Annotated in this window: 11 protein-coding genes; 5 read left to right on the top strand and 6 right to left on the bottom strand. The window is 47.1% G+C overall.

The features are described 5' to 3' along the window. Positions 1-62: 62 nt before the first annotated feature. The gene (locus tag PSI9734_RS04210) at positions 63-593 is read left to right on the top strand and encodes an RNA polymerase sigma factor (RefSeq protein ID WP_173919838.1); all 531 of its coding nucleotides are present in this window, start codon (positions 63-65) and stop codon (positions 591-593) included. A 20-nt stretch (positions 594-613) separates the two neighbouring features. Next, positions 614-982 carry a DUF6768 family protein gene (locus PSI9734_RS04205; RefSeq protein WP_173919837.1) on the top strand — a complete coding sequence of 123 codons (369 nt, stop codon included), beginning with the start codon at positions 614-616 and terminating at the stop codon, positions 980-982. 14 nt (positions 983-996) lie between these two features. On the opposite strand, the gene PSI9734_RS04200 is transcribed toward PSI9734_RS04205, so the two are convergent. Next, positions 997-1,491: a DUF4199 domain-containing protein gene (locus tag PSI9734_RS04200; RefSeq protein ID WP_173919836.1), complete on the bottom strand. Its 495-nt coding sequence runs from the start codon at positions 1,489-1,491 to the stop codon at positions 997-999. Between the two features lie 85 nt (positions 1,492-1,576). After that, positions 1,577-1,831 (bottom strand): hypothetical protein, encoded by a 255-nt coding sequence (locus PSI9734_RS04195; protein ID WP_173919835.1) that lies wholly within the window; start codon positions 1,829-1,831, stop codon positions 1,577-1,579. Positions 1,832-1,990: 159 nt separating this feature from the next. On the opposite strand from PSI9734_RS04195, the gene PSI9734_RS04190 reads away from it, so the two are divergent. Continuing rightward, positions 1,991-2,422, top strand: coding sequence for a SixA phosphatase family protein (locus PSI9734_RS04190; protein WP_173919834.1), 432 nt, complete (start codon positions 1,991-1,993; stop codon positions 2,420-2,422). Positions 2,423-2,443: 21 nt separating this feature from the next. On the opposite strand, the gene PSI9734_RS11980 is transcribed toward PSI9734_RS04190, so the two are convergent. Beyond that, a complete protein-coding gene (locus PSI9734_RS11980) occupies positions 2,444-5,233 on the bottom strand; it encodes a ligand-binding sensor domain-containing diguanylate cyclase (RefSeq protein ID WP_217420747.1) in 2,790 nt (929 codons plus the stop codon). 162 nt (positions 5,234-5,395) lie between these two features. Here PSI9734_RS11980 and PSI9734_RS04180 point away from each other — a divergent pair, with 162 nt between their 5' ends. Next, a complete protein-coding gene (locus PSI9734_RS04180) occupies positions 5,396-6,328 on the top strand; it encodes a sensor domain-containing diguanylate cyclase (RefSeq protein WP_173919833.1) in 933 nt (310 codons plus the stop codon). On the opposite strand, the gene PSI9734_RS04175 is transcribed toward PSI9734_RS04180, so the two are convergent. From PSI9734_RS04175 to PSI9734_RS04165, 3 genes are all read right to left on the bottom strand, one after another. Continuing rightward, entirely contained in the window at positions 6,309-7,811 is a 1,503-nt protein-coding gene (locus PSI9734_RS04175) for a putative bifunctional diguanylate cyclase/phosphodiesterase (protein ID WP_173919832.1), read from the bottom strand. The genes PSI9734_RS04180 and PSI9734_RS04175 overlap by 20 nt on opposite strands. Positions 7,812-7,901: 90 nt before the next feature. Further along, complete coding sequence (gene fghA / locus PSI9734_RS04170; RefSeq protein WP_281351423.1) at positions 7,902-8,750, bottom strand: S-formylglutathione hydrolase; 849 nt, start codon at positions 8,748-8,750, stop codon at positions 7,902-7,904. 143 nt (positions 8,751-8,893) lie between these two features. Then, positions 8,894-11,680, bottom strand: a complete 2,787-nt coding sequence (locus tag PSI9734_RS04165; protein WP_173919831.1) for a M16 family metallopeptidase — start codon at positions 11,678-11,680, stop codon at positions 8,894-8,896. Between the two features lie 175 nt (positions 11,681-11,855). Here PSI9734_RS04165 and udk point away from each other — a divergent pair, with 175 nt between their 5' ends. Further along, on the top strand, positions 11,856-12,488 hold the full coding sequence (gene udk / locus PSI9734_RS04160; RefSeq protein ID WP_173919830.1) for a uridine kinase: 633 nt from the start codon (positions 11,856-11,858) through the stop codon (positions 12,486-12,488). The last annotated feature ends 15 nt before the right edge of the window (positions 12,489-12,503 follow it).

The following is a 12,503-nucleotide window of genomic DNA, read 5'->3' as shown; positions in this document are numbered from 1 at the left end:
TTAATTAAATGAACCTTGGGCGGTGAGGCATCGTCTTGATGAGGGTGTTACGCGGAGGATGCATGAACAAAGCCGAAATTGAATTTTGGGTGTTGGCTTTTCAAGAGCGCAATAAACAAGCGTTTGACAAGCTCTATCGACATTTTACTCCCCGCTTAGCTCATTACGCCAAGGCACGTTTAAGCGACGCGTCGCAGGCCGATGATGTGGTACAGAATGTTTGGGAGAGGTTAGCTAAAAACATACACAAATTAGACGATGTTCAGGTGTTTGAGAGTTGGCTGTATCAATTATTGCGATGGCAACTTATGGACCAAACAAAATCGAAGCATCTACAACGGACGCTTGAATTCGATGAGCAGTCGATGGGCTTTCAAACAGTAAATGGCGAGCAAAGCTTGCAGGTAGGTATTTGGGCTTTAAGTGCCAAGCTGCCTGCGAAAGAGCGTGAAGTGATAGAACTTCACTATTTGTATGAATTGGAGCTGACGTCCATTGCTTTAATCGTTGGTGTGCCCACAGGAACTGTAAAGTCGCGGCTGTATCGAGCACGGGAACAATTTAAACAGCTTTACTTAGCTGATATTTCGTAACCTATTAGGAGCAAAGAACCATGAACAATCAAGATGAGTTTGAACAACAACTTAAAGCTCAAGCTGATGAACTTAATAAATTAATGGCGGATGACACTGGTCTCAGCGGCTATCTAAAACAAGGGCTTTCCTCGAAGCTCGGCTGGGTCATGACGTTTGCTTATGTTTTAGCTATTGTTCTAACGCTTGCTATTTTCGGTGCAGGTTATAAATTTTTCACGGTTGGTGCTGAGCAACAACTGTTTTGGGGCGTACTGTTAATTTTGGTATTTAACGCGCAAGTTGCGGTGAAGTCATGGATATTCTTAGAAACCGGGCGCAATCATACGGCCAAAGAAATTCGCCGTATGGAATTGCGCTTGGTGCAAAGGTTACAACACAGTGATTAACTTGGTCTCAGTTATTAGGTTGAGGAGCGGTCTCGGTCGATGGCTTTGGTTCGCAGAAAGAAGGCGACAATAGCACTGGTGATAGCACCCATGATCAACGCACCAATGGCTGACTGCAGCATGTACGATTCGAGCGAGAAATAGTCTCGTGCGGCTGCCGGTTCCATCATTCCTTCGCGGATAGCATATGCCTGCATATTGGCAAAAAAGTCCGGGGAAATAACGTAGTGAGCGATGATTTGCAACAATGGCGATAATATCGCGACAACAACTGCAATGAGCAGACCACTTATAAAGCCTTGCGACCACCGCATTTGCTGGTTGGGAAGCGAAGAGCGCTTATCGCGAAGCGCTAAAACATAAATCACGATAGCGATAACGGCAAAAAGGTTGGTGAAGTACACATGGTATTCAATACGCTCACCGTGCAGACCAGCGACACGCTCAATAATTAGCCACAGCAATATAGCACCGGCAAAGAGTACACCCCATTTAAGTTCTTTTAGCATTTTAGTTTTCCTTCGTTTAGGGGAGGGCAGCGAGGTGATGACTCGAAAACAGGGGCCATGAAATAAGTTCAGGCCCCACAAGTGGTTAGGAGTAGTTATTCATCCCCATCATGCCAATACCTACGCCCATAATGGCCATAAGAATACCAAGGGCGATCGCAATCACCATCCAGAGTAAAGAGGCTTTAGCCCAGTTAGCCTTTGATGGCTTAGTACCGCTTGAAAACGCCCAAATAATTAGTGCGATTAGGTTTACCAACGGAATGAAGGTTAAAAAGATTGTTAACATCCACTCGCCAACACTAACAGTGCTCGAATTATCAAAGCCTTGGTTATCCATAATTATTATCCTTGTTATTGTTAATAAATTAGCACAGCATTATGACTTTATGTGTACCTCGAATGGCTGTCAATCAGAAAAAGAGAGTAAGCAATAATGAAACCGTCCTTAGTTTTAGTCATACTTATGTGTATTGAGATCATCGGGAGTCAGGTTGTAATGGCACAGGATTTTTCAGTTTTTGTGGTAAGGCATGCAGAAAAAACAGTAGAGACCAGTAATCCAAGCCTGAGCGAGAAAGGGGTCATTCGCGCTAAAGTACTTGCCGAGATGCTAAGCAAAAGCAACTTGGAAGCGGTGTATAGCACACCATTTAAGCGGACCGAGCAAACCGTCGCACCGCTCGCATCAGCGCTTAACTTAAGCGTACAAAACTATCCCGCTGGTGGTGGTGAAGCTTTGGCCGAGCAACTAAAACAGGCTGGGCAATCAGCATTAGTGGTAGGCCATAGCAATACGGTTCCGGCGATTGTTAGAGCACTTGGCATGGAGGTCGAAAACCTCACCGAGAAAGACTATGGCGACCTGTTTATTGTTCAGTTTCACAATGGCCAAGCACAGCTTATTAGGCTGATGATCCCAATGCCATAAATAGTATCAACAAGCGTTTTGTTACTCGTCACCGGCCGCGACCTCTACGCGGTTGCGACCTCCATGCTTCGCACGGTACATCGCTTTATCGGCCCGGCGAATAAGGTTTGCAGCTGATTCGCCAGGAACACAAATGGCGGCACCAAAACTACCTGTTACGCTGAGGTTTCGAGCGAGGTCTTGTAAGTTGGCGTGCATAATCGTCGTGCGAATGCGCTCACAGATAGTTTCGACGTTTGCAGCATCGGCGCCGGTGACGAGAATTGCAAACTCTTCACCGCCCCACCGAGCAATCATATCGCTGCCGCGGGCGGAGTCTTTGAGTAATAGTGCAACGCGCTGTAGAACTTTATCGCCGGTGGTATGGAGGTAGCGGTCATTGACCTCTTTGAAATGGTCAAGATCCATCAAGATAAGGGCTAAAGGCTGTTGGCTTCCGTATTGCAAAACTTTCTGCGACAGCAGCTCGTCAAAGGCGCGACGGTTTGCCAGCTTGGTCAAGCTATCTTGATTCGCAAGCTGTTCTAATGATTTCGTTTGCTCTCTAACCAACTGTTGCAACCGTTCTTTGCTGCGTGTGATGGTGTAGACTCGAAGGCGCAAGCCGACGCCGACAAGTAGTAGTCCTCCAAGAATAAGGGCTAGCCATACGAGGGGCCGTTGCCAAAGGGTCGGTAGCTTGTGCAAGGTAAAGGTTGCGGCATCACTCCATTGACCGTTTGGGTATGCTGCTTGAACTTGGAAAATAAATGCCCCAGGTGGTAGCTCCGTATAAGAGACAGTTAGTTGAGAATTGCTTGGGTAAACCCAATCGTTGTCGTACCCAGCTAGTTGTAGACGATACTGAATACTCTCGGGATACTGGAAGCCTAGTCCGGCAAACTGGAACTCAACACGGCTGCTGTCTGCAGCTAGGTAACTATCTTGAAAGATGGCTTTGCCATCAACTTTAACGCGCTCGATGACAGGGCTGGGTGGCGACTGCAAAATAGTTTTACTTTGACTTGGAATGTAATGGCCAGCGCCGCGTGAGGTTGCGACCCATAGCTCACCGTTTTTTGCGACCAACATCGCTGGACCACCCGTGTTAATTTGGGCACTAGCGAGCCCATGGTGGCTTTGGTAAAAGGTGTTCGGTATGTGAGTGGTCGGGTCATCATCGTGCAGTGCGCGCTCAAAGTTTTCAGCTTCAACGAACAGCAACCCTCGCCCTGAACCTAACCAAAGGTTAGCTTCATGGTCGCGAACCACATCAAAAAACTTAATTGTTGGAAAGCCATTGTCAGCGTCAAATACCTGCCATGAGTTAGTCTTTTTAGTGAACACGAGAAGTCCACGGTCGGTTGCCGCATAAATATGGGAAGTGTCTTCGTGTAGCCCGAACACAAATTCAGCATTGCTGACGGATGACACATCAATTTGTGTGATGTTGTTATCTTTGAGTCGCGAAAGGCCACGCATACTGCCAATCAGAATATCGCCCTCACGGGTTTGATGAATGCTGTATATGATTTCGTCGGGCAGACCGTCTTTGGTTCCGAAGTAGCGAGGAGACTCTAAAGTACCGTCGTGATTAATTTTACTTTGTAAAACACCAAGAGAGGTCGCGGCATAAAGAAAACCCTCACGGGTAATTAAAAGGTCGCGAATATTGTCGCCTGGAAATCCATTTAGTTCCTGATAGTGAGCAATTTGTTTACCGCGTTCTAAAACATAAAGACCGTTGGTAAAGGTGCCGATATATAAGCGTTGATCAGAGTCTAGAGCGAAACTTAGAATACTTTCGTTGACCACCTTGCTGTCGGTGTTCAAAGGCAAAACCTGTTCGTCTTTCAGTTGTTTAACACCACCTAGACCACCGATGAGGATACTTCCATCAGCGGTCTCTGCGAGTGCACGAATATAATCAAAGCCTAATCCATCCTCAGCACGATGGCTGTGAAACTGAGCTTTTCGAAACTGTACTAAGCCACGGTGGGTTCCAACCCATAGCGTTTCTTCACGATCAACAAAGATACTTAAGATATGGTTGTTCGGTAAGCCGTTTTCGACGGAAACCATTTGCAGCGCATCGGTCGATAGTTTGGTCAGCCCATGTTCATGAGTACCAACCCAAACAGTTTTATCGGGTGCTTGGTAGAGCTCTGTCACCGTACTCGGGTAAGTTATTGGCCACTGTTTCACTTCTAGGGTTTCGCCATTCACCACAAAAATACTTCGATCGATGGAGATATAGATCGTATCGCGAGCCGCCGCCACAATACCAAAGCTGGCGCCCCTTGGGAGTTCGGGTAAGGTTTTAAACGTATTCAAGTCAGGATCAAAGTAGGCGGCACCCTGATCCGTTCCCACCCAAATCCGGCTTTGCTGGTCGGTTGCGATATGAAAGGTTTCTGCGCTCGGTAAGCCGTCAGTTTCGGTATAGGTTTCGCGTTGCCCATCACACTCACGAACAACTCCGGTATTGACGGTTGCATACCAAGTACATTGTGATGACTGAAATAGGGCGTAATCAACTCGGTCGTATACGCGAGGCTGTGGTTGCCAGTGGCCACCTGTCTCGGAGTCACGGAAATGGGTCACGCCACCCCGCGGTCCAGTAGAGATGATTGCTTGGGTGTAAGGGTTTTCTCCAACAAAAAGTGAGCCAGGGTCGGGTACCCCGGTCGCTTCGGAAAAAAGCTCAAAGCTGCGCCCGTTAAAACGAGTCGGACCTTGCCAGGTCGCTATCCACAAATAACCATTGCTGTCCTGCATAATATGGTTAACCGAATTGTGCGCTAAGCCATCGTTAGTGGTCCAGACTCGCATCGCGCGTTCACTAAGGGGGGGCGCTTTTGGCTCGGCAGCAAATGTAGTGTTGAATATGATAACTGCCAAAGCTGTAATTATAAGTTTTAGATGCGCTATGGGCATTTGAGGTTAGTTCCGTTAAGCTATGAATATAAGGTTAAAAATTAGTGCCAATTATCGATGAAAGACGAACGCGATCTAAGTGAACTTATTGAAATCATTCCTGACGCAGCCATAGTTGTCAATCAAGACGGAATGATTGTGCTTGTTAATCAGCTCGCTGCTGAACTATTTGGTTACCGCCACGATGAGTTATTAAAAGCACCGCTTGATAACTTACTCCCTGAAAGCATGCGTTCGCAACATAAATTCCATGTCGCAAGTTTTTTTAATACCCAACAAAGCCGTCCAATGGGGCGAGGCTTTCGTTTTCTGGGGCAGCGTAAAGACCAGAGTACCTTTAATGTCGACATCATGCTTAGCCATGTTGAAGTAAAGCAGAATTCCTATGCGATTGCTTTTATTCGTGACGCCACCCAAGCACGTGAAACGGAAGAAAAAATTAGACGGCAACTCGAGCATGAAAGGAAACAGGCTGCCACTGATTTTTTAACAGGGGTAGCGAACCGCCGTGCTTTTCATCAAGAGTTGGCACAGGAGATTACTGAGGCTCGGTTGCGGCCCCACAAATTTAATGTCGCCCTGATCGATTTAGATAATTTTAAAGGCTTAAATGATAGTTTAGGCCACGAAGAAGGGGATCGTGCACTGCAAGCGATCGCCAATGCGGTTTGTTCAGCGGTTCGAGGCAGTGATTTTGTTGCGCGTATAGGTGGAGATGAATTTGCAACGATCCATCCAGGCTCAACTCTCGACGAGGGCATGACGATTCTTGAGCGGGCGCGCGCACAAGTGTTAAAGGTGAGTGCAGAAAATAATTGGAATATAAGTATTTCGGTGGGCATTTGTTATTGTGCTTCGGACACCCCGATTGATCATGAAGATTACAGGGTTGAGACAATTCTGCGGCTTGCTGATGCGGCAATGTATAAAGGCAAGCGAGCCGGTAAAAACCAAATCACAACCATAGAGTTTAGCTCGATAGATTCTTAATAAACGATTGAAGCGCTTTTAGGTTCATAGGCTTGGCATATAAATAGCCTTGAACTTCATCGCAGCCTGCCTGTTTTAAATAATGTGCCTGTTGTTGGCTTTCGACGCCCTCGGCAATCACCCGTAAATTAAGTGCATTCGCCATGGCAATAATTGTTTTAACTAAGCGCGCATCGTTGGCATTCGTTGCCAAATCGCGGACGAAGCTTTGGTCTATTTTTACTTCCTGAATAGGTAATAAACGCAGTGTACTCAACGATGAGTAACCGGTGCCAAAATCGTCTAGGGACACCTGAACACCTCGCTCTCGCAACACATTCAGTACACCTTTAACGCCAGCAAGGTTGAGTAGAGCTGAGGTTTCCGTGAGCTCAAGTTCAATAACCGACCAGTCACCGGTGAGTTCAGCTAAATTATGCAAAAAGCGCTCAGTACCGTGGCTATTGTTGAAGTCTGCGGCTGATACATTAAAAGAAAGACGAGGAACCTGCCGATAGAGCAGATCAGCATTGGTCAATTCTTGAATGGCAGTTTGCATAATAAAGTCAGTAATATCGCATATAAGCCCATGCTGTTCTGCAAGTGGTATGAAGACATCTGGTGCAATGACGCCTTCTTCAGGGTGGTCCCAGCGAGCTAAAACTTCAACGCCACTGATGCCGCTTTCATCGAGTTTAAACTGTGGTTGATAAGCAACACTTAGCCGTCGATTGGCAATTGCAGCTTTTAAGTCAAACAGTAACTTGGTACGCCGCGATGCATGTTCACCATACTCGCTTTTGTAGACCCGCAACCTATTGGTGCCCATTGACTTCGCTTCATCGAGGGCAGTGAGAGCGGCTTTGACAAGCAATTCGGTATTTGGTGCATCGGTAGGGTAGCAAGCGATGCCAAAGCAAGCGGTAAGTGAGGTGTCAGGCAACTCTGAAATGGTTTGCGTTTGTATACGTTGTTGCAGGTGTTGCAGTTGCGCTAAAACTTGTCCTGGCCATGAGCTTGCAGGAATGGCAATCGCAAACTCATCGCCACCGAAACGCCCTAAAATAATGCGTTGTTGGAAATGCTCACGAAGCAGTGCTGCAATGTTTTGCAAATAGCTGTCACCTGCCTCGCTGCCAGCATTACGATTTAGTTGCTTAAAGCCATCAATGTTCAGCACCACGACAATCATGGGTTGTTGGCTTTCGGCGCAAAACTCGAGTTCAGATGCAAGTTCCTGACCAAACATATGGCGATTGAGTAGTTTGGTTAGGCCATCACGCTGTGAAAGACGACGCTCGCGATCAAGTGCCATTTTTGCCAACAAGTACAGCACCACCCCAGTGGTAAAAACATACGCCCAACCTTTGAAGGATTGGTACTCTGTTAACAAGTTAGGATCTGGAATAACCGAGAGTAAAAATTGGTCAGAAAAGCGTATCCATACCACTCCTGCGACGACATAGAGAATGGCGATGAACGCTGCGGCACGGCGCGGTGACATAGTCGTCTGTACTCCTTTGCTATTTGGGCAGCGTAACTATTAATTGCTACAGATTAAAAGATAGCAAGGAGTACAGAAAATACCAATAAATTAACCTTTTAAATACGATTTATGAAACTTTAGATGGTCTTCGATAAAGCTAGCGATAAAATAATAGCTGTGATCATAGCCTTGTTGCATGCGTAGCTCAGCGACCAGCTTAAATTCATCGGCGACCTCACGCAGAGTTGAAAAGTTGAGCTGTTCGGCAAGGAAGTTATCGTCACTGCCTTGATCAACCAAAAGTGGCGGACAGTTTTGGCCGCTTCGGATTAACTCTACCGCGTCATACGCGTGCCAATGCTCGCGATTATCACCAAGATAGCCAGTGAAAGCTTTGTTCCCCCAAGGACATTCGCTTGGGTGTGCGATTGGTGCAAACGCCGACACACTCGCAAACCGGTCGGTCTCACGCAATGCCATAACAAGTGCGCCATGTCCGCCCATAGAATGGCCACTGATACTCATTTGGCCATTGAGTGGTAAGCTGCGACAGACGAGGTCGATCAGTTCTTTGCAAATGTAATCATACATTTGGTAATGCTTAGCCCAAGGTTGTTGAGTTGCGTTGACATAAAACCCTGCACCCTTACCAAAGTCGTAAGCATCGTCATCAGCGACATCGTCACCACGCGGGCTGGTATCAGGAATAATTAAAGCAAGCCCTAACTGAGCTGCGGTGCGTTGAGCGCCAGACTTACTACTAAAGTTTTCATCGGTACATGTCAGGCCAGAAAGCCACAAAACTGAGGCAACGGGTTCATCTCGTAAGGCCTGCGCTGGTAGAAATACACTAAACTGCATAGTGCAATTCAAAGCTTCAGAAAGATGCTCATAACGACGTTGCTCGCCATCAAAGCAACGAACACGACTAACTAATTTCAAGTGACTCTGCGACATGTTCAGCTCCATCATATAGTTGCGCTAAGTTGGGCCGGCCAACCGGTAAAAGCGCCATAGTACACCTTTGTTTTGCAATAGGCCAAAAGGCAAAAAAAAAGCCGCTCGATGAGCGGCTTTTGGTGCAGGTAATCAGGCTTTATTTAAAGCGGGTTACCGTTGCTGTCCAACTTGGTAACTGTACCAAGGTTTAATGAACGAACATCATCTTCGATAAGGCTTAAGTCACCGATAATCACCCAAGTTAAGGCGTTAGGGCGAAGTACATCATCAGCGGTATCGCGGATAGTGTCTACTTCAAGCGCACGAACACGCTGGCCATAAGACTCTAACCAAGTCATGTCTTTGCCTTTTTCTAACGTGCTGACAATCGAGCCAAGTAAAGCTGACTTGGTTTCATAGGCACCAGGTAGCTTGGCGGTTTTATTCGCAACAACTTTAGCAAGTTCGTCATCAGAAGCTGGGTTATCACCTAAGTAGCCGTTTAACTCTTTCAGAATTTCCTGAATTGACTCTTTGGTTTTGTCGGTTTGTACCGGCGCTGTAGCTAGCATCATGCCGGCTTCTTCTGCCGAATACCAGCTCGAGCGAGCACCGTATGACCAGCCTTTGTCTTCACGTAAGTTCATGTTCAAGCGGCTGGTGAAACTACCGCCTAAAATGGTGTTCATCACGTCAATGGCTTCAGCATTATCAACGTTGCTTGATGGCGCTAAATGGCCAGCAATAATGGTTGACTGCGGAGTGCCTGGCTGATCGATCAAGTACACTCGTGCTTCCTGTTGAGGTGCTACTGCAGTGAACTGCTTTTCGGGCGCCGCTGCGGCAGGGTTTTCCCAGTCGCCGAGGTACGCTTCAAGCAGCGGTTTGATTTCCGCTTCAGTAGTAGCACCGACAATGACTAAACGAGACATGTCAGGACGTAACCAAGTGTTGGCATGATCAACGAGATCTTCACGGGTTAGCGAGTTAATCGAGGCTTCAGTACCTGAACCAGTGAACGGAACACTGTAGGCATGGTTATCGCCGAAGATTAGCTGTGGCAGCACGCGGAATGCTTGTGCTGTTGGTTGGGCTTTCTCTTTCTTGATGTTTTCAATCCAGAGCCCGCGCTTACGCTCGATTTCTTCCTCTGAGAACGCCGGGTTCATCAAAATATCAGCCATAATGTCAAGGCTTGGTTCGAGGTTGGTAACTAATGCATCCATGCTGACCGTTGAATTATCAAGGCTCGCACTTGCGTACAAGTTGGTGCCCAGCGACTCTAGTTCTTTGCTTAATTCTAAACTATCGCGTGTGGCTGTACCTTCGCGCAGCATACTCATGGTGTAGCTTGCCGTTCCTACTTTACCACCGAAGTCAGATGCATAACCGCTGTCGATAACTAAGCGCATTTGAACCGTTGGCACATCGTGGCGTTCAGCTAAAGCGACTTCTAAACCATTCGATAGGGTAAAGGTAGTCAGTTCAGGCAAGTCAAGTTGTGGCAGTTCGCCAACTTCTGGTAGCTCAGAGCGATCTGCTTGGCCTTCAATAGTGGTGTAGTTCGGTTGTGGAACTACGTTCAACACGAATGCGCCATCGCTTAACCAACGTTCAGCTGCTGCTTGAACTTTCGCAGGAGTTGCTGTTTTAAGGTGCTCCATTGATTGCTCATAGAAACCTGGGTCACCGTGATAGACTTCGCCCGCAGCCAAGATATCTGACTTACCACCGAAGCCACCGATACGTTCAGCGCCGCGAACAAAGCCGGCAACCGTACTGAATTTGGTACGAGCTAGTTCTTCAGCGGTTGGGCCTTCAGCAATTATCTTAGCAACTTCTTCATCAATGATTGCTTCGATGCGGTCCATATCAACGCCTGGTTTGGCATCGGCAATGATAAAAAATTGACCGGCTAAAACGCGCTCATAATTGAAGCCTGAAACCATGCTGGCAATTTGCTCATCGTAAACCAAGCGTTGGTAAAGACGAGAGTTTTTGCCACTGGCAAGAATATCAACCAACAGACCTAAGTAGTCAGAATCAGCTGTGCCCATTTCTGCTGTGTTCCACAACTTATAAAGACGCGGTGCAGGAACATTGTCTTCCATCGTTGCGCGCTTCGTGCCTTCGCGCTTAGCAACCCAACTTTCAATTTTTTTCAGTGGTTTACCGGCATCGATGTCGCCAAAGTATTTGTTCATTTTGGCTTTAGCTGTTTCAACATCAATGTCACCAGCTAACACGACGACCGCATTGGCAGCGCCGTAATAATCGTTAAACCATTGATGCACGTCATCAAGTGAAGCTGCGTTCAAGTCTTCCATTGAACCAATCACCGACCACGAGTATGGGTGACCTTCAGGGAAGGTTTGCTCAGCCAAGAAACCAAATACGCGGCCGTAAGGCTGTGCTTCACCTTGGCGTTTTTCGTTTTGTACTACCCCGCGTTGCTCATCGAGCTTCGCTTGTGTGACGGCGCCAAGTAGGTGACCCATACGGTCTGATTCCATCCACAAGGCCATATCTAATGCTGGGGTTGGCACGTTTTGGAAATAGTTGGTGCGGTCGTTATTGGTGGTGCCGTTCATGTCGGTAGCACCGGCACGTTCAAACGGGCCGAAATATTCATCATCGTAGTTTTCAGTACCGTTAAACATTAAGTGTTCAAACAAGTGCGCAAAGCCTGTCTGGCCTTGGCTTTCATCTTTTGAACCCACGCCATACCAAACGTTAACGGCGACGATGGGGGCTTTGCGGTCTTCATGGACCACAACCCGTAAACCGTTATCGAGGGTGAAGCTTTCATAGCTAATGTCGACGTCAGGTAGATTTTGTTGTTGCACCACAGCAGCATTGTTTGCTTGTGATTGTTGTGCTGTTGCTTGGCAGCCGCCAAGTAATACTGTAGCAACGGCCATTGCCGTTAAAGTTTTGGATAATCGCATAGCTCTCTTCCATTTAGTGTTTTAACCCAATGATGATAGAGCAGTGCGTTAGTGTTGTAATCTTGTGTAAGGTAAGAAAATGTAACAAGCGTGGTCAATCTGTTACAACGCTTCCAATTAGTGGACGAATCAAGGATAATTGCACGCTGTTATTAGGCAAATGAAGAATTTGAGTGTGGGAAAAACGACCATTATAGCCATCGCTGGTGCCTCAGCGTCGGGTAAAAGCTTATTTGCGTCAACAGTTTACCAAGAGCTGGTCGCGGAGGTTGGCGGTAACGGCATCGCCATCTTGGCAGAGGATGCTTACTATCGAGATCAAAGCCACTTAACCTTTGAACAACGACAGCTTACCAACTACGACCATCCGTCAGCCTTTGAACACGAACTGTTAGTCAAGCATCTAGAGCAGTTGCGTGCTGGACAGGCGGTGGAGATGCCGCAATACAGCTATAAAACGCATACGCGCACAGATGAAACAATAAAAGTTCAAACCGGTCGGGTCATCATGGTGGAAGGGATATTGTTGCTCCACGATCCACATTTGCGTAAGTTATTTGATATCTCGGTGTTTATGGATACACCACTTGATGTATGCCTATTACGCCGAGTGACTCGAGATGTAGAAGAGCGGGGCAGAACCATTCAGTCCGTTGCCGAGCAGTATGAAGAAACGGTGCGTCCAGCATTCTTTGAGTTTATTCTACCGTCGAAGCAGTTTGCCGACTTGGTAGTCACTCGCGGCGGTCAAAATGAGATCGCTATCGACCTAATAAAATCGAAAATCCGTCAGTTACTGGCGGAGTAAGAGCTAACAACAAAC

This window comes from Pseudidiomarina piscicola (assembly GCF_902806985.1).
In the GTDB taxonomy this organism is placed as follows: domain Bacteria; phylum Pseudomonadota; class Gammaproteobacteria; order Enterobacterales; family Alteromonadaceae; genus Pseudidiomarina; species Pseudidiomarina piscicola.
This window is presented reverse-complemented; position numbering and strand designations above follow the sequence as displayed.

Coding starts and splice junctions, on each gene's coding strand:
- PSI9734_RS04210 (WP_173919838.1), top strand. CDS start 63: ATGAACAAAGCCGAAATTGAATTTTGGGTGTTGGCTTTTCAAGAGCGC.
- PSI9734_RS04205 (WP_173919837.1), top strand. CDS start 614: ATGAACAATCAAGATGAGTTTGAACAACAACTTAAAGCTCAAGCTGAT.
- PSI9734_RS04200 (WP_173919836.1), bottom strand. CDS start 1,491: ATGCTAAAAGAACTTAAATGGGGTGTACTCTTTGCCGGTGCTATATTG.
- PSI9734_RS04195 (WP_173919835.1), bottom strand. CDS start 1,831: ATGGATAACCAAGGCTTTGATAATTCGAGCACTGTTAGTGTTGGCGAG.
- PSI9734_RS04190 (WP_173919834.1), top strand. CDS start 1,991: ATGGCACAGGATTTTTCAGTTTTTGTGGTAAGGCATGCAGAAAAAACA.
- PSI9734_RS11980 (WP_217420747.1), bottom strand. CDS start 5,233: ATGCGAGTCTGGACCACTAACGATGGCTTAGCGCACAATTCGGTTAAC.
- PSI9734_RS04180 (WP_173919833.1), top strand. CDS start 5,396: ATGAAAGACGAACGCGATCTAAGTGAACTTATTGAAATCATTCCTGAC.
- PSI9734_RS04175 (WP_173919832.1), bottom strand. CDS start 7,811: ATGTCACCGCGCCGTGCCGCAGCGTTCATCGCCATTCTCTATGTCGTC.
- fghA (WP_281351423.1), bottom strand. CDS start 8,750: ATGTCGCAGAGTCACTTGAAATTAGTTAGTCGTGTTCGTTGCTTTGAT.
- PSI9734_RS04165 (WP_173919831.1), bottom strand. CDS start 11,680: ATGCGATTATCCAAAACTTTAACGGCAATGGCCGTTGCTACAGTATTA.